The 18816-nt window shown below is 68.4% G+C and carries 20 protein-coding genes; 4 read left to right on the top strand and 16 right to left on the bottom strand.

Annotation, left to right across the window (positions count from 1 at the left end):
- Positions 1–95 precede the first annotated feature (95 nt).
- Entirely contained in the window at positions 96–977 is an 882-nt protein-coding gene (locus ACQ66H_RS20400; protein ID WP_430435534.1) for a cobalamin-binding protein, read from the top strand.
- Entirely contained in the window at positions 974–1798 is an 825-nt protein-coding gene (locus tag ACQ66H_RS20395) for an ABC transporter substrate-binding protein (RefSeq protein WP_430435533.1), read from the top strand. The genes ACQ66H_RS20400 and ACQ66H_RS20395 overlap by 4 nt, the downstream gene beginning before the upstream one ends.
- On the opposite strand, the gene ACQ66H_RS20390 is transcribed toward ACQ66H_RS20395, so the two are convergent.
- The 4 genes from ACQ66H_RS20390 to ACQ66H_RS20375 all read right to left on the bottom strand — a co-directional run bounded on the left by ACQ66H_RS20390 (position 1786) and on the right by ACQ66H_RS20375 (position 3502).
- A complete protein-coding gene (locus ACQ66H_RS20390) occupies positions 1786–2433 on the bottom strand; it encodes an OmpW/AlkL family protein (protein ID WP_430435532.1) in 648 nt (215 codons plus the stop codon). The genes ACQ66H_RS20395 and ACQ66H_RS20390 overlap by 13 nt on opposite strands.
- Before the next feature lie 148 nt (positions 2434–2581).
- Entirely contained in the window at positions 2582–3040 is a 459-nt protein-coding gene (locus ACQ66H_RS20385; protein WP_430435669.1) for a YaiI/YqxD family protein, read from the bottom strand.
- Positions 3041–3042: 2 nt separating this feature from the next.
- Positions 3043–3231 carry a hypothetical protein gene (locus ACQ66H_RS20380; protein WP_430435531.1) on the bottom strand — a complete coding sequence of 63 codons (189 nt, stop codon included), beginning with the start codon at positions 3229–3231 and terminating at the stop codon, positions 3043–3045.
- A 7-nt stretch (positions 3232–3238) separates the two neighbouring features.
- Positions 3239–3502, bottom strand: coding sequence for a hypothetical protein (locus ACQ66H_RS20375; protein ID WP_020166296.1), 264 nt, complete (start codon positions 3500–3502; stop codon positions 3239–3241).
- 44 nt (positions 3503–3546) lie between these two features.
- Here ACQ66H_RS20375 and ACQ66H_RS20370 point away from each other — a divergent pair, with 44 nt between their 5' ends.
- Complete coding sequence (locus ACQ66H_RS20370) at positions 3547–4089, top strand: YaeQ family protein (RefSeq protein ID WP_430435530.1); 543 nt, start codon at positions 3547–3549, stop codon at positions 4087–4089.
- 9 nt (positions 4090–4098) lie between these two features.
- Here the strand turns inward: ACQ66H_RS20370 and ACQ66H_RS20365 are convergent, their stop codons facing one another.
- The 12 genes from ACQ66H_RS20365 to ACQ66H_RS20310 form a co-directional block, all read right to left on the bottom strand.
- Positions 4099–4392: a type II toxin-antitoxin system RelE/ParE family toxin gene (locus ACQ66H_RS20365; protein ID WP_430435529.1), complete on the bottom strand. Its 294-nt coding sequence runs from the start codon at positions 4390–4392 to the stop codon at positions 4099–4101.
- Positions 4389–4631 (bottom strand): addiction module protein, encoded by a 243-nt coding sequence (locus ACQ66H_RS20360; protein ID WP_430435528.1) that lies wholly within the window; start codon positions 4629–4631, stop codon positions 4389–4391. Before ACQ66H_RS20360 ends, ACQ66H_RS20365 begins: the two co-directional genes overlap by 4 nt.
- Before the next feature lie 93 nt (positions 4632–4724).
- Complete coding sequence (locus ACQ66H_RS20355) at positions 4725–5348, bottom strand: Clp protease ClpP (protein ID WP_430435527.1); 624 nt, start codon at positions 5346–5348, stop codon at positions 4725–4727.
- A gap of 88 nt (positions 5349–5436) precedes the next feature.
- On the bottom strand, positions 5437–6456 hold the full coding sequence (locus ACQ66H_RS20350) for a hypothetical protein (RefSeq protein ID WP_430435526.1): 1020 nt from the start codon (positions 6454–6456) through the stop codon (positions 5437–5439).
- A 57-nt stretch (positions 6457–6513) separates the two neighbouring features.
- Positions 6514–7041 carry a DUF3617 domain-containing protein gene (locus tag ACQ66H_RS20345; RefSeq protein WP_430435525.1) on the bottom strand — a complete coding sequence of 176 codons (528 nt, stop codon included), beginning with the start codon at positions 7039–7041 and terminating at the stop codon, positions 6514–6516.
- A complete protein-coding gene (locus tag ACQ66H_RS20340; RefSeq protein ID WP_430435524.1) occupies positions 7038–9746 on the bottom strand; it encodes a DUF2339 domain-containing protein in 2709 nt (902 codons plus the stop codon). The genes ACQ66H_RS20345 and ACQ66H_RS20340 overlap by 4 nt, the downstream gene beginning before the upstream one ends.
- A 28-nt stretch (positions 9747–9774) precedes the next feature.
- Positions 9775–11649: an MFS transporter gene (locus ACQ66H_RS20335; RefSeq protein WP_430435523.1), complete on the bottom strand. Its 1875-nt coding sequence runs from the start codon at positions 11647–11649 to the stop codon at positions 9775–9777.
- Complete coding sequence (locus tag ACQ66H_RS20330) at positions 11646–13223, bottom strand: hypothetical protein (RefSeq protein WP_430435522.1); 1578 nt, start codon at positions 13221–13223, stop codon at positions 11646–11648. The genes ACQ66H_RS20335 and ACQ66H_RS20330 overlap by 4 nt, the downstream gene beginning before the upstream one ends.
- 64 nt (positions 13224–13287) lie before the next feature.
- Positions 13288–14526, bottom strand: a complete 1239-nt coding sequence (locus tag ACQ66H_RS20325; protein ID WP_430435521.1) for an amidohydrolase family protein — start codon at positions 14524–14526, stop codon at positions 13288–13290.
- Positions 14527–14528: 2 nt separating this feature from the next.
- Complete coding sequence (gene aas / locus ACQ66H_RS20320) at positions 14529–16670, bottom strand: bifunctional acyl-ACP--phospholipid O-acyltransferase/long-chain-fatty-acid--ACP ligase (protein WP_430435520.1); 2142 nt, start codon at positions 16668–16670, stop codon at positions 14529–14531.
- Between the two features lie 15 nt (positions 16671–16685).
- Positions 16686–17681 (bottom strand): alanine racemase, encoded by a 996-nt coding sequence (locus ACQ66H_RS20315; protein WP_430435519.1) that lies wholly within the window; start codon positions 17679–17681, stop codon positions 16686–16688.
- Positions 17682–17868: 187 nt separating this feature from the next.
- The gene (locus tag ACQ66H_RS20310; RefSeq protein WP_304026501.1) at positions 17869–18180 is read right to left on the bottom strand and encodes an ArsR/SmtB family transcription factor; all 312 of its coding nucleotides are present in this window, start codon (positions 18178–18180) and stop codon (positions 17869–17871) included.
- A gap of 284 nt (positions 18181–18464) precedes the next feature.
- Here ACQ66H_RS20310 and ACQ66H_RS20305 point away from each other — a divergent pair, with 284 nt between their 5' ends.
- On the top strand, positions 18465–18815 hold the full coding sequence (locus tag ACQ66H_RS20305) for an ATP synthase subunit I (RefSeq protein ID WP_019916197.1): 351 nt from the start codon (positions 18465–18467) through the stop codon (positions 18813–18815).
- Position 18816: the final 1 nt, after the last annotated feature.

Below are 18816 nucleotides of genomic sequence, written 5' to 3'. Positions count from 1 at the left end.
TCTGTTGGAAGCCTCTGACCGCGGCGAGCTGATTGCCCGAGCTCGTTCGGTCAGACGAGCGCCCGCACCAGGACATCGAATCGAAGGATGACGGAATGAAGAAGGCACTTTTCCTGCTGCTCGCCGCGCTGGCGCTGCCCGTCGCGGCTGAACTGCGGCTGACCGACGACGCTGGCCGCACCGTGGTGCTGGCCGCGCCGGCGCAGCGCATCGTCAGTCTGGCGCCGCACGTGACCGAACTGCTGTTCGCCGCCGGCGCCGGCGGCAAGGTGGTCGGCGCGACCCAGTACAGCGACTACCCGGAGGCGGCGAAGACGATTCCGCGCGTTGGCGGCTACACCTCGGTGGACATGGAGGCGGTGGTCGCGCTGAAGCCGGACCTGGTCATCGTGTGGAAGAGTGGCAACCGCAACCAGCAGTACGACAAGCTGGAAAAGCTCGGCATACCGGTGTTCGTGAACGAGCCGCGCAGTCTGGATGACGTGGCGCGCGCGATCGAAACCTTCGGCCGCATCGCTGCCACGCCGCGCGAGGCGGACGAGGCGGCGCGCGCCTTCCGCGCGCGGCGCGACGCGCTGGCGAAGCAGTACGCAGCGCGGCCGCCGGTCGCGGTGTTCTACCAGATCTGGAACAAGCCGCTGATGACCATCAACGGCCAGCACCTGATTTCCGACGTGATGGCGCTGTGCGGCGGGCGCAACGTGTTCGCCGGCCTGCCGATACTGGCGCCGACGGTGACCGAAGAGGCGGTGCTGGCGGCCGCGCCCGAGGTCATCGTCGCCAGCGGCATGGGCGAGTCGCGGCCGGAGTGGCTGGACGCCTGGCGGCGCTGGAGCGCGCTGCCGGCGGTGAAGGGCGACAACCTCTATTTCATTCCGCCGGAAATCCTGCAGCGGCACACGCCGCGCATCCTCGACGGTGCACAGAAACTGTGCGAACAGCTGGAACAGGCGCGCCATAAGGCGGGCCGCAAATGAGCGCATGCGGGCTGTATCCCGAACGCATCGCCTGCCTATGCACCGAGGCGGTCGAGGTGCTGTACGCGCTGGGTGAGGCCGACCGCATCGCCGGCATTTCCGGTTTCACCGTGCGGCCTCCGGAGGCGCGCCGCGACAAGCCGAAGATCAGCGGCTTCTCGTCCGGCAAGCTGGAACGCATTCTCGCGGTCGAGCCGGATCTGGTGCTGGCCTTCTCCGACCTGCAGGCCGACATGTGCCGCGACCTGGTGCGCGCCGGTGTCAACGTGCATGTGTTCAACCAGCGTTCGATAGACGGCATCCTGCGCATGATCGTGACGACCGGTGCGCTGGTCGGCCGCACGGCCGAGGCGCAGGCGCTGGTAGCCGGTCTGCGGCGCGGGCTCGATGACGCGCGTGTTCGCGGCGAAGCGCGCGTCGCCCGCCGCGGCCGCCGGCTGCGCGTCTATTTCGAGGAGTGGGACGAACCGCTCATTTCCGGCATCCGCTGGGTGTCCGAGCTGATCGAACTGGCCGGCGGCGAGGACGTGTTCGCCGATTTCGCCAGCCGCCACAGCGCGAAGGAGCGGCGCATCGAAGACCCGCTGACCGTGGTCGCCCGCGCTCCGGAGATCATCATCGGTTCCTGGTGCGGCAAGAAATTCCAGCCCGACCACGTGCGTGCGCGGCCGGGCTGGGCCGAGGTGCCGGCCGTCGCCCACGACCGGCTGTACGAGATCAAGTCGCCATTGATCCTGGCGCCGGGCATCGCCGCGCTGACCGACGGCCTGGCCGCGCTGGAGGCCTGCCTCGACGCGGCCGGCGCCGATCAGAAGCGATAGCCCAGACCGACCGACAGCAGCAGCGGGTCGATATCCAGCTTGGTGACCGGAATGCCGGCGCCCTTGACCGCTATGTCGGTGTCTATCTTCACGTACTTGGCGTCGAGGTTCAGGAACCACTGCGGCGCGAGCTGGATGTCAACGCCGATCTGCGCTGCCCAGCCGACGCTGCTGCGATCCACCTTCAGCGGCACGCTGCCGCCGAGCACCGTGCCGGCGTCCAGCTTCACGCTGGAGAAGCGCGTGTAGTTCAGGCCGATGCCGGCGTAGGGGCGGATCGTGCCGGCCGGATTGAAGTGGTACTGCAGGGTCAGCGTCGGCGGGAGGTGCTTGACCGAGCCGATGTCCACGCCGCCCAGTTCGACGTCATGCTTCTGCGGGACGGTCAGGATCAGTTCGGCGGCGATGTTCGGCGTGAAGAAGTAGCTGATGTCAACTTCCGGGAACAGCTTGTCCTTGGCCTTCACCTCGCCCAGCGCGGGGACCACGGCGGTGGTCGAGTTGTCGTTCGACGGGTCCATGTGCAGCGCGCGCACGCGTACCAGCCAGTCGCCTTCGGCCGCCTGCGCACTGCCGGCGAACATGAATGTCGATGCGGCGACTGCCGCAATGCCTGCCCAGCTCTTTGTTGTCATGTCGATCTCCCCCGGTTTCGACATCCGCGGACACGGATGCTGAATCACTCTAGGAAAGCGACCGGGCGACTTGAAATTTGATTTTTTGCGCGGTGCATTGCGTTCGGCTTATGCCGGATGCGCTGCGAACCGGCTCATGTGCCGCTGTTCAACTGCACTTGAGCCGGGCGAGAAAGCCATCCAGCGCCGCGGCGAAGCTGCGACTGTCGGCGGTGGAGAACGCCGACGGCCCGCCGCTCATGACGCCGCTGTCGCGAAGATCGTTCATCAGCGCGCGCATCTGCAGGCGTTCGTGGATGGTGCCCGGCGCGAACCACTCGCCGCGCGGTTCCAGCGCGTGTGCGCCGCGCGCCAGCACCGCGGCCGCCAGCGGAATGTCGGCGGTGATCACCAGGTCGCCGGCGCCCACCGCCTCTTCGATGTAGCGGTCGGCCGCGTCGAAACCGTGCGCCACCTGCACCGCGCGGATGTGCGGCGACGGTGGTACGCGCAGCAGCTTGTTGGCCACCAGCGTGAGCTGCAGGCCGGTGCGCGTTGCGGCGCGGAACAGGATGTCCTTGACCGGTGCCGGGCAGGCGTCGGCATCGACCCAGATGGCCAGCGTCACGCTCACGCCAGCCACCACAGCAGCAGCGCCAGCGTGACGAAGAAGCCGAACAGCGCCACCGCCTCCTCGCTGTGCGGCTCGCCGCGCGGCGGCGGGTAGCGGCCCAGCGTCAGCACGCGCAGCGCGAGCCAGCCGGGCAGATAGAACAGCCCGACCGTCACCAGATTGAGGACGAAGATGGCGCGCAGCACGGCCGCGTCAGTCGAGCGCCTTGCGCAGCAGCTCGTCCACCAGATCGTTCAGTGACACCTGGCGCTCGGTCGCCAGGTCGCGCAGGCGCGCCGCCAGTTCGGCCGGAATCTTCACGGCGAACGGCACCAGACCGCGTTCGGCGTCGAGCCGGCGCTGTTCCTTGCGGTCCACGACCGGCGCTGCGCCCAGCGCGCTTTTTGCCCCGGCGGCGTGCTTCATCTGCGCCACCACCTTCAGTCTTTCATTCTTGTACAGATCGGTTTTCTTCACGTCGGTATCCTGTGCGGTCTTTCGAATCGCGCACATTGTCGGCCATGGCTCTGAAATCCACCATCTACAAGATCAAATTGAACGTGTCCGACATGGACCGGCCGCATTACGGCGAGTACGCGCTGACCGTCGCCCGCCACCCGTCGGAGAGCGATGAACGCATGATGGTGCGCGTGCTGGCCTTCGCGCTGCACGCCGACGAGGACCTGCGCTTCGGCCGCGGCCTCAGCACCGAGGACGAAGCCGACCTGTACGCCCAGGACCTGACCGGCGCCATCCGGCTGTGGATAGACGTCGGCCTGCCGGACGAGCGCCTGGTGCGCAAGGCCGCCGCCCGCGCCGAACAGGTCGTGGTGCTGACCTACGGCCGCACCGCCGGCCAGTGGTGGGAACAGTCGAAGGGCACCTTGTCGAAACTGGCCAACCTGACCGTGTATCGGCTGACTCCGGCCGACAGCCAGGCCCTGGCCAGCCTCGCCCAGCGCGGCGCCGACCTGCAGTGCATCGTGCAGGAAGGGCAGATCTGGCTGGCCGACGACGGCGCGATGCTGCAGCCGGCGCTGGAGAGGGTGTTCGGCGGAGGCTGAAACCGTGGGTCAGCGTCGCTGCGCCCAATACGCCGGGCGGCGGCGCTGGTGCGCGATCGCCTGCACGATGATTGCGTCGGACGTGATGCGGTAGATGACCGAATACGGAAAGCGGCTGATCGGCAGGGCGCGCATGCGTGGGGAGACCGGCTTGCCAAGCTCGGGGTGCGCCAGAATCAGGGAGGCCGTGTTGTTGAACTGTTCCACGAAGGCGGCCGCGATGCGCGCGCTGGCCTGCTTCAGGTAGTAATCACGCGCCTCAGTGAGTTCGTCCAGTGCGGGTTCAAGCAGGATGACCTTCATTCGGCGGCTTGGCCGGGAAGGCCAGCTCGCAAGCGACTCAGGGCATCTTCAAGGCTGATTGCCCCGATTTCACCGCGGTCATGGGCATCGGCGCGACGCTCGGCCTCTGCAATCCACTCGGCGAGGGTTTCATCCTCTTCGTCGAGGCTGGCCAGCAGACGTTCAGCGAGATGGACACGGTCCGCCTGCGGCAATTGCATCAAGGTCGCCTCAATGGCTTCAAGGGCGGAGGGCTTCACGGAAGAGCTCCTTTGGCATTGAGCTATGCGCTGAATCATAGCAGTCGCTCCAACTACTTCTCTTCTGGGACGATTTCATGCTGATGACGCTTTTCAATCCTTCTTCGCCACCCTGCGCCGGACAGCCTGCGCCTGCGCGCGCTGCATCCGCATCAGCCGTTGCCGCACGCCGTCGGAATCCATCCACACATCGCTGCCCTTCAGGATGCGGCTGATTTCGCTGTCGCTGAGGAAGGGGGAGCACAGCCGGGTCGTCATCTTCTCGAACCAGCTGCTGACGGCGGCCACTTGCGCCTGCTGTTCGCTGCCGCGGCCGTCCAGGCTGCCGGAATAGGTGTGGAACATGAGCTGGCAGTTGTCATGCACCACCAGTTCGTCGCCGCTCAGGAAAATGAAGGCGGCCATCGAGAAGGCGCGCGCTTCGAGCACCGTGACCACGTGCGCTTCCGAGGCGCGGATGTTGTTGATGATCTGCAGGCCGGTGTCGAATTCGCCGCCCGGCGAATTCAGGTGCAGGTAGATCAGGTCGGTCTCGGCCGCGGTGCGCAGCGTGTAGAACAGGTCGGTGTAGTGGTGCGGTTCGCGTATCTCGCCGCACAGGTAGTAGGAAATCTGGTGGATGGGCATCTGCCGCTCGTAGCGGGCGAGGCCGCGGAAAGGTTCGGCGTCCGTCATTCCGTTCTCTTCGTCGTCCGGCAGTGCGGGGTGGCGCGGCATCGTGAAATCCTCCGTGTGCGCCCGGATTATCGGGCGTCCGCCATGCCGTCACCAAGCTGCGCTGCGGCACGGCAGGCGCTCGGCGCGACTACGGCGGGTATTGCGCACCGACCCGGAAGAACTCCTTGATCAGGAAATCCTCCAGTTCCTTCTGGTGTTCCGGCCGTGCCGACAGCACGACGGTGCGACCCAGGCGCAGCGATTCCCAGTTGAAGTTGCCGCTGTAGTAGCGGCGTATCAGTTCGATCATGCGCTGCACGACGGCGCGCTCGATGTCGCCGTTCAGGCCCGCGTCAACCTCGATGAATTCGCGTCGCGCGTTGCCGGCGTCGGTGGTCCAGCCGCGGAATACGAAGGCGGCGGTGCGCACGCTCTTGCGGGTGATCTGGAACACGCCGTTGGTGCCCGGCTGCTGCAGGTTGCGCTTGATGTTGGCGGCAGCGATATCGTCGGCCGACGGGCCCTGTTCGCGGGCGCGCGCGGCGGCGTTCTCGCCGGCGGCGGCCTCTTCGGCCAGTCGGCGCTTTTCGCGCTGAGCGGCGACGAAGGACGCCATGTCGGTCGGCGCGTCCGGTGCAACGGCTGGTTTGGGCGGCGGGGGTGCAGGGGCGGGTTCGGGCACCGGAACGCGGGCGATCGGCGGTTCGGTCGGCACCGGCGGCGCCTTGCGGGCTTTCTCGCGCTGCTTCTTGGGCGGCTGCTTCTTGGGCTTGGGAGCAGGCGGAGTCGGCGCCGCGGCGGGCGGCGGTTCGGACGCCGCCTTGCGCGGCGCCTCCGGCGTGATCATGCGCACGCTGATCGGCTGGTTGGCACCGAGCGGCTGTTCCGGCTCCGCCTTCGGCCGCATCACCCACCACAGCGCGAGCGCGTGGATCAGCAGCGCCAGCACGAGCGCAATCAACCCGCTGGGGCGGACGCGGAAATGCAGGCTGGTATCGCCGAGCGGACTGGTCTCGACGTTCAGCGAGAACGGTGCGAGGCTGTCGGCCCGCCGGCGGTTGCGCGGGTGTTCGGGGTGTGCGGCGTGCATGGGCTGTTCAGGCGGCTGCGGACGGGCGGGCTGTCCGGTCGCGTCCGCCAGTGGCGTCCGCAGCAGTGAATCCTTCATTCCTGTTCAGCGTTGGGTCTGCAATCGGGTAAAGCGTCGGGTCGGACAGTCGGCGGATCAGCGGGCGGTCGGTTTGACCGCGCCGCAGTCGGCGGCGATCCAGCGCGCGTCGGTATCAGCCTTCATCAACCCCTCGGCTGACTGCATGTTCATTTTCGACGTGAAATGGGTCGGACTGTCGATCACCGCCTCGAAGTCGCCGCTGGCTTTCGGGTTGGTGCAGCTGATCTTGCCCTTGACCGATTTCGCGGTGTTCGTGACGTTGCTGTAGGTGCAGCTGCCGTCGTTCTTGCCGGAGTAGATGTCGCTGCGCTTGGCGTCGTCCGGCGTGATGCAGACGCGGACCGCGCCGCCGCTGCCCATGGCCACGCCCTGGGCGGCCATCTGCTGTTCCATCATCTTGCGCGCTTCCGGCGGCATCTTCTTCATCTCTTCCTGCATGCGCGCCATCTGCGCCGACATGTCGGGCATGCCCGGCATGCTCATGGCCGACTTGAATTCCCACAGGCCGGGCTTGATGTCGGCGGCGTGCGCAGGGCCGAGTGCGGCCAGCGCGAGTGCGGCAGGAACGAGCAGTCTTTTCATCGGGAGTCCTCTTCATCTGGAAGCGTGCCGGGTGGCACCGGTGCGACGTAGCTGGCGATCAGGATGAGCGCGCCGATGCCCAGCAGCGAGCCGGTCCATTCGACCGTGCCGGCACCGGCCAGGTCGATCATCAGCATCTTGGCGCCAACGGCGGCGAGCAGCGCGAAACCGGCGAACCACAGCGTGCGCGCACCGCTTCGTGTCGCGTACACCATCAGCGCCAGCGCGGTCAGCGCCCAGGTCAGCGACAGCGTCGCCTGCAGCAGCGTGGATTGGAACATGGCGGCGGCCGACCACGCCACCCCGGCGAGGTGATGCACGCCGCGCGCCGCCAGTGCCGACACCCACAGCAGACCGGCCGCGCCGACCAGCGGTCGCGGCAGCAGGCGGCTGCGCGCCAGCCACAGCAGCGCGGCCATGCTGGCCAGATCGAGCGCCGAGGCCAGCGGCAGATAGGGCAGGGCGGAGCCGCCGTCGTGGCCGAACTGCAGCGCGACGACCGTCAGCAGCAGCAGGCCGGCGACCGGCCACAGCACGGTGCGCGCATAGGCCTCGGGTGCGGCGGCCCAGGGCCAGACGTCGGCGTTCTCGCCGTCAGCGGAAAGCGCCGATTGCAGCGCTCGGCCGGCCGTGAGCCAGACGGCGATCCAGGCCAGCCAGCCCCACAGGTCCTGCCCCGGCAGCCAGTCGGCCAGCCAGCTACCGGCTTCGATGCCGACCGACAGCAGCAGCGTCCACGCGGTGGCGACGTGGCGTGCGGTGTTCAGCAGCGCTGCACCGTCTTCGTCCTGCCGGCGCAGCGCCCACAGGTGGGTGGCCCAGGCCAGTGGCAGCGCAAGCGCCATCGCACCGTACAGCAGGTGCCCGTGCTGGTCCCAGGCGAGCAGGCTGCCGGCCCACAGGATGGGCAGCGTCAATGCGGCCAGCGCGCGGGCGGTGATGAAGTCGCGGGCGCGGCCCTGCTGTTCGGCGAAGGCGGCGCTGGCGACGCCGAACAGCAGCGCGATCGCCGGCTGCAGGTCGTGCGGCACGAAGTCGTCGATGTCGGCCAGGCCACCGAACAGCCACCAGCCGGCCAGCCACAGCGTGAGCGCCTTCGGCAGCCAGTCCGCGCCGGCGCCGGTCTGGCGCAGCACGCGCACCGAGGACAGCGCCGCACCGGCCAGCAGCAGGCAGCCGAGCGTGCGGCCGTTGAGCAGCGGCCAGGCGACGGTCAGCGTATCGAGCGAGGCGGCCAGCCAGAATCCGGCTGCGACCTGCAGCGCAGCACCTGCCCACAACGTCAGGCGGGAGGCGCGGGCGCAGCCGTACCACAGCGCTGCCGCGCCTTCGACCGCGTAGATCGCGGCGGTCATCTGCAGATCGAATGCGAGCGGCACGGCCAGCGTCAGCAGCGCGGCGCCGATGCCGGCATGGGCGCGGAAGGTGAGCACTTCGTCGGGTGCGCGGTGGCGCAGCAGGCCGGCCAGCCCAAGGTAGTAGACGCCGGCCAGCGCTGCGCTGATCGCCGCGCCGTATTCATAGGGCTGGACCAGCGCCGCCTGCAGCACGCCGGCCGCCAGCGGCGGGCCGAACAGCAGGCTGCCGGACTGCCAGCCGGCCGCGCCCGGCGCGCGCAGCACCGTCTGGGCGACATGGGTGGCGGTGAACAGCACGAAGAAGGCGATCAGGAAGCCCTGCACCACGAGGTAGTCGTCCGCCACATAGCTGCGCAGGCCCCAGCCGGCGCCGACCGCGAAGGTGAACAGGAAGCCGGCGAAGATGAGTGCGCGCCAGGCGCGCCGCCAGCTCAGCGCGATGATGAAGGCGTCCAACAGCAGGTAATAGCTGAACAGCACGACGTACTGGCCCTGCCCGCTGGACGCCAGCATCGGTGCCACGAAGGCGCCGGACAGGCCGAGCAGCGCGAGCACCTGCGAGCTCTGCCGCGCGGCGGCAACCGCGCAGGCGACGCCGAGCGCGGCGAACAGCAGGAAGGCGGGGGCCGGCCCGATGAAGCCGTAGCGCGCCAGCGCGAAATAGACCGCCAGGTAGAGCAGCGCGAAGCCGCCGCCCTGGATCGCCAGCGCGAACATGCGGCGCGGCCCGTCGCCCGGCAGGCGCAGGCCGAAGCCGATCATCGCCGCACCGGTGGCGACGGCCGCCGCCAGCCGCAGCCCGGGCGGCAGCCAGCCGGCCTGGGCGGCCAGCCGCAGCGCCGACGCGACGCCGAAGAACAGCACGATGACGCCGATGCGCGCCAGCGGATTGCTGCCCATCAGGCGCGACCACAGCGTGGCGAGCGGCCGGGTGATGTCGTCGCGCTCGGCCGCCGACGGCTGCGGTCGAGCGGCGACGCGTGTGCCCTCGGCGTGCAGCGCGTCGAGCGGCGCGGCCTGTGTGCTGACCGCTGCTGGCGCGACCACGGCTGGCGCGACGGCAGGCGGCGCTTCAGTGGCGGCCGGTGTCGCTGCATCCTCCGGCGCCGCGCTCGTGGCTTCCTTGCCGGCTGCCGCTGCCGGTCGCGCCTTCAGCGCCTCGTACAGCCAGCGCGTCTTGTCGTCGAGTTCGCGCAGCCGCTCCTGCACTGCGCGCTCGCGCGCGGCGGTGCGGGCCGACACCCACAGGCCCGCAGCCAGACCGGCGAGGGCGCCGAAGAAGGCTTCGATCTCGCCGTGCGCGGCGCCGGCGATCAGGCCGAGAACACAGAGGATGGCGGTCAGCATTGGCGGGCTCCGTCGTGGCCGGGGGCGCTCATCGGCGGTCGCCGCGCAGGCCGGCGACGATGGCCTGCAGTGCGTCCGGTGTCGCCGCCTCCGGCGCCACTGCCGGCGCGCCGACCAGTTCGATGCGGTTGACCAGGCCGCGGCGCAGCGGCCTGGTCATCGCCGGGCCACCCTTGCGCGAGAAGAAGCTGCCCCACAGGCCGCGCAGCGCCAGCGGTACCACCGGCACCGGTGTGCGCGCGACGATGCGCGTGATGCCGGGCTTGAAGGGGTGGATGTCGCCGGTGTCGGTGATCAGTCCTTCCGGGAAAATGCCGACCAGTTCGCCCGCCTCCAGCGCGGCAGCGATGTCGTCGTAGGCGCGCTCCAGCAGCTTCGGATCCTCTTTGGCCGATGCGATCGGGATGCAGCGGTTGGTACGGAACACGAAGCGCAGCACTGGCAGACGGAAGATGGCGTGGTGCATGACGAAGCGTATCGGCCGCGGGCATGCTGCGGTGATCACCAGCGCGTCGACGAAGCTCACGTGGTTGCAGACGATGACCGCCGGTCCTTCGGCGGGAATGTTGTCCAGTCCCCTCTTGTCGAGCCGGTACACCGTGTGCACCAGCAGCCACACGATGAAGCGCATCAGGAATTCCGGCACCAGCGTGTAGATGAACACCGCCACCGCCGCGTTGAACAGTGCGGCCACCAGGAAGAGCTGCGGGATGTTCAGCCCCGCCTCGAACAGCATCAGGCTCACGCCGGCCGACGCGACCATGAAGCCCGCGTTCAGGATGTTGTTGGCGGCGATCACGCGAGCCGCGTGGCTGCGTTCGCAGCGGGTCTGGATCAGCGCGTACAGCGGCACGATGTAGAGGCCGCCTGCCGCGCCGAGCAGCGCGATGTCGATCAGCATGCGCCAGTGCGCCGCGTGCTGCAGGAAGGCGCTTACGCTGCCGTCACCCGGCAGCGGCGCCGACGGTGTGGCGAAGAACAGATCGACGCCGAACAGCGTGAGGCCGATCGCGCCGAAGGGCACCAGACCGATCTCGATGCGGCCGCCGGACAGCTTTTCGCACAGCAGCGAGCCGGTGCCGACGCCGACCGAGAACACCGCCAGCAGCAGGATGAATACGTTCTCACCGCCGCCCAGCACGTCGGACGCGTAGACCGGGAACTGCGCGAGCAACGTGGCGCCATAGAACCAGAACCACGATATGCCGAGCAGCGACAGCCAGACGGTGCGGTTGCCGACCGCGAAGCGCAGGTTGTCGCGGGTCGAACTGACCGGATTCCAGTCGATGCGTATGGCCGGCTCGGGCGCCGGCGAACGCGGGATGCCGCGGCTGGTCCACCAGCCGGCGAGCGCCAGCAACAGCACGGCGGCCGACAGGCCCCAGGCGTCGGTCACGCCGACCAGCCATGCGCCGAGTATCTGGCCGAGCAGGATGGCGACGAAGGTGGCCGATTCGACCAGGCCGTTGCCGCCGACCAGTTCGCCCTCGTGCAGGTGCTGCGGCAGGTAGGCGTACTTGACCGGTCCGAACAGCGTCGATTGCGTGCCCATCAGGAACAGCGCCAGCACCAGCGCGGGCAGGCTGGCGGCGACGAAACCGATGGCGCCCAGGCCCATCACCGCGATCTCGATCACCTTGGACAGCCGCGCCAGCATCGCGCGGTCGTACTTGTCGGCAAGCTGGCCGCAGGTGGCGGAGAACAGGAAGAAGGGCAGGATGAACACGCCGGGAAGCACGGTGGCCAGCAGCGCTGGCGACACGTCGGTGATGCTGCCTGCGCGGAAGGTGAGCAGCGTGATCAGCGCGGTCTTGAACACGTTGTCGTTCAGCGCGCCCAGCAGCTGGGTCAGGAAGAAGGGGCGGAAGCGCGCCTCCTTCAGCAGGTGGAACTGCGAGCTCATGACGTCCTCCGCAGCAGCCGGTACGCGACAAAGGCGATCACCGCGGCGGCGCCGACCAGCCACACGATCAATGCGCGACGCGACGCCGGCAGCGGTTCCTTCGGTGCCTGCGGGTCGCGCAGTTCGTCCGGGAAGGGGCGCGGCGGTGCAGGGCGCACCACCCACTGGCTGCGATCGGCCGGCACGCGCGCCATGTACTCCTCGTAACTGGCGACCGGCGCACTGCCGAAGGCGCGCGAGGACGGGATCTGCGGCACGCGCACGAACAGGAGGGCCTCGACGTCGTCGGCCAGCAGGTGTTCCAGCCCCTGGTCCATCACCTTGCCCTGGGTCAGCCGGCCGAGCAGGTCGCTGCCGGCGACGTTGAAGGCGACGAAGGGAAACAGGCCGCTGCGCTCGGCCATCATGTAGTCGAAGGCCTGCAGGCCGCTGCTCACGCTCATGTCCTTGATCGCCATATAGGGCAGGCCGAGCCAGGCCTTCGCCTTCGAGGTCGGGCCCAGCGTCGGGATGCTCCAGCCGAGCGAGCGCAGCGTGTCCAGGCTAATGCCGGCACAGTTCGCGCTGGCGTGGCGGTAGGTGAAGTCGTGCCGGTAGAAGTGATTGAACACGCGCGCGATGCCCTGGTCGTACAGGCGCGCCGCGCGGTCGTCGCGCAGCACGGCGACAAGCATGTACGACGGGCGGTACCAGCTCTGGCCGCCGTTGAGATCGGTCAGGTAGGCGTCCATCGTCAGCATCGAGGCGACGATGCCCTTTTCGCTGTGCGCGTCGAGGTTGTAGAAGTTGGCGACCAGCCAGTCGCTCCATTCGCCGCGCGCGCCCATCAGGCCGGTGGCGATCGCGAAGTGGCCGCCGTGCGCCTCGTCATCGTCGCCCTGCGCACCATTGAGCATGATGGCCAGAACCGGCTTGCCGGCGGCCGTGCGCGCAGCGCCCGGCGTGCGCTCCCACAGCAGTCGCGTCAACGCCGGCTTGCGTGCGCCACCGTCGTCGGCGCGTACCAGTGTGGCCAGCGTTTCGCCGTCCTGCAGCGGCGACGGCGTCAGTGCAGCGAGGTCGATGTCGAAGGACGACGGCCAGACCGTGCGCGCGGTGAAGCTGTCGCCCGACCGCGTGCCGCGCAGCGCGAGCCGTTGCCCCTGCAGCCAGGCGGTGCTGTCGGCATTGAACCAGGACACATTGGACGGCAACTGCGGCACCAGCGTGAAGCTGGCGCGCGTGCCGTCGGCGAAGCTGAGCGTGCGGCCGTCGGCGTCGAGCCGGGCGTCGTGCGCGATCAGCGGCGAGCCGAGCCAGATCAGCGCAGGCTTCTGCGCGTCCGGCTGCCATTCGTTTGCGTAGGCCCACTGCCGCACGTCGTCCTGCGCCGGCAGTGTGGCGACGAAGCCGGCAGCGTCGGCCCGCGGCACGGCGACGGTGTCGTCGGTGAAGTACCACAGCGCCTGCGGCGGTGCGGCGCAGTCGATACAGCGGCCAGTGGCGAGCCGGAAGTCGCTGCCGGCGTACACACCGATCCGGCTGTCGGCCAGAGCGTCGCGCGGCGCGGCGGGCGTGGGAGGGGCATTCGTCATGAGTGCCAGTGTAAGGAGGGCGGCGGGAATGCGCATGCGGTGTGGAGTCGGTCGGGACAGTGGATCAGATAGTGGGGAAGGCGCGCGCGGCTTCGAACACGCTGTTCGCGAAGCGATGGCGGCCGTCGCGCAGCAGGCGTTTGAGCATGAAGTCGAATAGCAGCGGATTGTGGTCGCGCACCTGTTCGAGCACCGGTGCGGCGGCCGCGTCGAGCAGGCCGGCACGAGCCAGCGAAGACAGCGACATCAGTGGCAGGATGCCCGGCAGCGGATAGTCGGAGCCGTAGAGCAAGCGGTCGTGCCAGTCTTCGCGGCGCAGCAGCGCGCGCACGACTTCGACGTCACGATTGCGCAGCGTGATCGCCGAAATGTCGCCGTACAGACGACCGTTGCGGCGCTCGCCCATCAGCCGTGCGAACAGTTCGAAGCTGCTGCGCAGTGGCGCACCGCGGCCGGCATCGAGGTCAACGTCGCGGCCCATCGTCGCGCAGTGGGCGACGATGACGGTGACACCGTGGTCGAGCGCACGGCGCAGCCGCAGCGGGTTGCCCAGCTCCTGCCCGCCCGCGCCATGCACGGCCTTTTCCTCGCCAGCGTGGCTGATCAGCGGCAGGCCGAGGCGGGCGGCCGCGGCGTAGAAACGGTCACAGCGTTTCGACGCGGGGTCGATGCCCATCGCCGGCGGCAGCCATTTGATGGCGCGTGCGCCGTCGCGCGCTGCCGCTTCGAGCGCGTTGACGGCATCCTCGCGGTAGGGGTGGACCGAGCACACCCACTCAAAATGGTCCGGGTTGCCGCGGGCGACGTCACGCGCGTAGGCGTCGGGCACGTGGAAGGCAGTGTGCTCGGGCAGGTGACGGCCCGCCTCGTCGTAGGCGCGCTCGAACGCGAACAGCATGAGCTTGAAGCCGGCCGGCAGCGCTTCGACCAGGTTGTGCAGGCGGTCAACGTAACTGGCGTCAACGCGGCCCGGGTCTTCGTGCGCACAGCCGGCGTTCAGATAGAACAGGCGCTGCACGTATTCGGCCGGGTGCAGCGGGCTCAGCATGCGCGGCGTCATTTCGATGCCGCGACCGGAATCGCCGGTGCCGGCAAGGTGCACGTGGACGTCGCGCAGCAGCGTCGGGTCCAGCCCGTCGAAGGTCTGCGCGATCAGTTCGTGACCGGCCAGTTCCGGCGGCAGCGCGGCGAGGCAGGGGTTCATCAGCTGGCTGCGCGCGACCGTGCTCAGCGCCCAGCCGCCGGCCGCGGCACCGCCGAGCACGAGGCCGGTCTTCAGCAGGCGACGACGACGGGCATCCATGGTCAGGCGGACTCCGCCATCCTCTTCAACGTCACGTAGTCGGTCTTGCCGGTGCCGAGCAGCGGCAGCGCGTTGACGACGACGATTTTGCGCGGCACCGCGATTTCCGGCGCGCCGCGCTCGCGGGCGGCCGCCTGCAGCGCGTCGCGGCCGAGCGCGGCGTCGGTTGTAAACAGCACGATGGTTTCGCCGCGTGCCGGGTCGGGCTGTGTCAACGCCGCGTGCTGTGCCGCCGGGCTGGCGGCGGTGGCCAGTTTCTCGACCGTTTCCAGCGAGATCATTTCGCCGGCCACCTTGGCGAAGCGCTTGACGCGGCCGACGATGCGCACGAAGCCGTCGTCGTCGAATTCGATCACGTCGCCGGTGTCGTACCAGCCTTCGCCCGCTTCCGACGACGGCGCCTGCAGTACGCCCGGCCTGTCCCACTTCAGATAGCCGCTCATCAGGTTGGGGCCGCTCACATGCAGCACGCCACCGCGGTCGATGCCGGCCACCGGCATCAGCTTCGCGTGCAGGCCCGGCAGCAGCTGGCCGACGGTACCGCTGCGATAGGCCATCGGCGTATTCACCGCCAGCACCGGCGCGGTTTCGGTCGCGCCATAGCCTTCGAAGATGCGCAGGCCGAACTTCTCGAACCACGCCGTGCGCACCGATTCCGACAGCTTCTCGGCGCCGGCGATGACGTAGCGCAGCCGGTAGAAGTCGTAGGGGTGGGCGAACTTCGCGTAGTTGCCGAGGAAGGTGCTGGTGCCGAGCAGCACGGTGCAGTTGCGGTCGTAGGCCAGTTCCGGAATGACGCGATAGTGCAGCGGCGACGGATAGAGGAACACCTTGGCGCCGGTCAGCAGCGGCAGCAGGCCGCCGGCGGTCAGGCCGAAGGAATGGAACAGCGGCAACGCGTTGAGTATCTTGTCGTTGACCGAAAAGTCGATCACCGCGCGGATCTGCGCGATGTTGGCGAGCAGCGCGCGGTGCGACAGCACGACGCCCTTGGGCTTTCCTTCCGAGCCCGAGGTGAACAGCACGACCGCCGGTGCTTCGGGCGACAGCTTTTCGGCCGCCAGCCGCGGTGCGCGCAGCGCCCACAGCATGAGCCACAGCTTGTCCGCCAGCGTGATGCGTTCGCGCAGGTCTTCCAGGTAGTGCAGTTCGACACCCTGCAGCGCGGCCAGTTTGTCGCCCAGCTTGGCCTGGTCGACGAAGGCGCGCGAGGTGACGATGACGCGCAGTTCGGCCGCGGTGCAGGCCGCCTGCATGCCGTTGACGCCGGCGGTGTAATTGAGCATGGCCGGCACCCGGCGGTGCGCGTTCAGGCCGAACACCAGGCCCAGCGTCGGCGCGAGGTTGGGCAGCAGCACGCCGACGCGCTCGTCCGGCCGCGTGATGCGGGCGACGACGCGACCGAGCGCCAGCGCCATCTTCAACAGGTCGCCATATGAATACTCGATCTGCTTCATGTCCTCGACCAGACGGCGGCTACGGCCGTGGATTTCGGCCGCGTCGCACAGCGCGTCGAACAGCGTCTGCTGCGGGCGCGAGGCGAAGATCATTTCCTGCATCAGCCGGCGCATCGCTTCACCGGCGCGGCGACGGCGTTCCTTCGCGCTGCCCGCTTCCGGCATGACGATCTTCGTGGTCGGCAGCACGGTGATCGCGATGCGCGGGAACAGCGACTTCGGGTAGCGGCCGGATACGCGCGAGAAATAGCTGCGCGAGGCGCCGTCCAGCCGCACCGGCAACACGGTGGCACCGGTCTTTGCGGCGACGAAGGCGGGACCGTCGTACACTTTCATCAGGCTGCCGGTCGTGGTGATGCGTCCCTCGGGGAAAATGACCACCGGGCGACCGGATTCGAGCAGGCGGATCACCTTCTTCATCGCCATCGGGCTGGTCGGATCGACCGCGAGGTAGTCGACCAGGGACAGCAACAGCCGGAAGAAGGGGTTGCGTGCGACCCCGGTGTGCACGACGAACACCGGATCGATGGGCAGGAAGAGGCCGAGCAGCAGGCCGTCGAGAAAGGACTCGTGATTGGCGACCACCAGCAGGCGCTCGTGCTGGCCAGGCAGCGACGCCGGTGGGCTGATGCGGAACAGCAGTCGGCAGACGAAGGTGAGCAGGGGACGGACAAGGCTACGCAGCATGAATGCTCCGCGAGGTCAGAAAAGGAGTTCGGCCGGATGCGGATGGCCGAGGAAGTCGAGCGGACTGGCGCTGGCGCCGTAGGCGCCGGAGCAATGCACGACCAGCAGATCGCCGGCTTGCGCGCGCGGCAGATCGATGTCGCGCGCCAGCACGTCGAACGGTGCGCACAGCGGCCCTGCGATGCTCACCCGTTCGACCGCGTCGGTCGGCGTCTGCGGATGCAGCGTCATCGGGAAGTTCGCCGGCTGTAACCGGTCCGGTTGCAGCGTCGCGTGCAGGTGCTGGTGTGCGCCGCCATCGACGATGAGCCAGGTACGACCACGCACCGTCTTGCGGTCGATCACGCTGCAGACGTAGATGCCGGCCTCGGCCACCAGGTAGCGGCCCGGTTCGAGCGCGAGCCGGGCCCGCGGGTGACGCGCGCGCAGCGACTCGTCCAGTGCGTGCAGATGGGCCGCCACCGGCGCGAAGTCGAGCGCTTGTTCGTCGTCGGCGATGGCAACGCCGAAGCCGCCGCCCAGATTCAGCCAGGGCAGTGCGATGTCGGCCGCGTCGGCGATCTGCATCGCTTCCGCAAAGCAGCGGGCGTGCAGGGTGACGATCTCGGCCGCGTCCAGCATGCGCGACGCACAGTAATAGTGCAGGCCGCCGAATTCGAGGCCGTGTCCGCGCACGGCCGCGATGGCGCTACCCAGTTGCGCACTGTCGATGCCGAAGAAGCTGTCGCCACTCATGCGCACGCGCGAGCCGGCGATCGCGAAGTCCGGATTGGCGCGCAGCGCGACGCGCGCCTGGCGTCCCTGCTGCGTGGCGATGCGCGCGATACGCTCGATCTCGCCGACTGATTCGGCGCAGATGCGCACGCCGGCCGCGATCGCCGCCGCCAGCTCGGTGTCACGCTTGCCCGGACCGGTGAAGCCGATGTGCGCCGCGGAAAAGCCGGCGTCGAGCGCGCGCGCCAGTTCTCCCCCGAACTGACGTCGGCGCCGTCGAGCCGCGTGCTGATGCACTGCAGCAGCGCCGGCAAGGGATTAGCCTTCACCGCGTAGCACAGCTGCAAGGTGGCGGGCAGCGCGGCGCGCAAGGCGTCGATGCGAGCGAACACGGCGGCGCTGTCAACGGCATAGAAAGGTGTGCGCCCGGCGCGCTGCGCCAGCGCCGACAGTTCGTCTGCTGCGAGGCGGGGAGCGGACCTGCTCACCGGTGCGCGTCCAGGTAGTCGATGACGGTCTGCAGCCGCTGGATCAGCGCGTCGGCCTGAAGCCGGAAGTGGATTTCGCGGCCCTGCCGTGTCCGCTCGAGCACGCCGGCTTCGCACAGCAGTTTCAGGTGATGCGAAACGGTGGGCCGGCTCAGCGAGGAGGCGCGAGTCAGCTCGGTCACGTTGAGGCTTTCTCCCGGCTCGAAGGTGAGCAGGATGCGCTGCCGCTCCGGGTCGCCGAGCGCGGCGAACAGACGGGAGTAGTCCTGCCAGTCGGCAGGAATGGTCTGGGCGTAGTCGTTTCTCATGTCGAAAAATATCGACTATTTTCAGATCGAGGTCAAGCCTTGCCCGCGAGCGGAGCGTGCGAAATGTTTTCAAATGTTTTCTTTTTGCCTGATCCGATGCATGTGCACTGTTCCGGGGCAAAATCCGGGAACTTCTTGACGGCGGCTGTAAGCGTATGTATCGTCAAGGGCTTTGCGCGCGAAGCTGTGCCGGTTCAGCTCGTCGCAGTGCGAACACTTGTGTCTTATAGAAGATTCGAGGTTCGCGGACTTTGGGTGGTACGGATGCGTGGAAGGCCTGCTGCATGTTGAAAGCGATCATGCTGCAGCTTTCGCTGGTGCTCGTGGTGACGGGCATTGCGCTGTTCGTCGGGGGCTGGATGGCTGGACTGTCCGCCCTGCTCGGTGGCCTGAGTTATGCGGTGCCGAGTCTCCTGTTCGCGATACGTCTCGGTCGTCTGGCGCGCCCTGGGGCGCAGGCCGCGGTGTCGTACCCGCTTGAATTCTTCCTCGGCGAGGCGATCAAGGTCGTCTCGACGATTGGGCTGCTGTTGCTGTGCCACTACCTCGTGCCCGGATTGTCGTGGGGCTGGTTCTTGGGGGGTCTGGGCGCGGCGCTGCAGGCAGGTTTTTTTGCTTTCTTGTTCAAACACTGAC

The sequence above is a fragment of the Methyloversatilis sp. genome (genome assembly GCF_965284615.1).
Lineage (GTDB): Bacteria > Pseudomonadota > Gammaproteobacteria > Burkholderiales > Rhodocyclaceae > Methyloversatilis.
The sequence above is the reverse complement of the archived record's forward strand: the minus strand, read 5'-3'. Positions and strand labels throughout refer to the sequence as shown.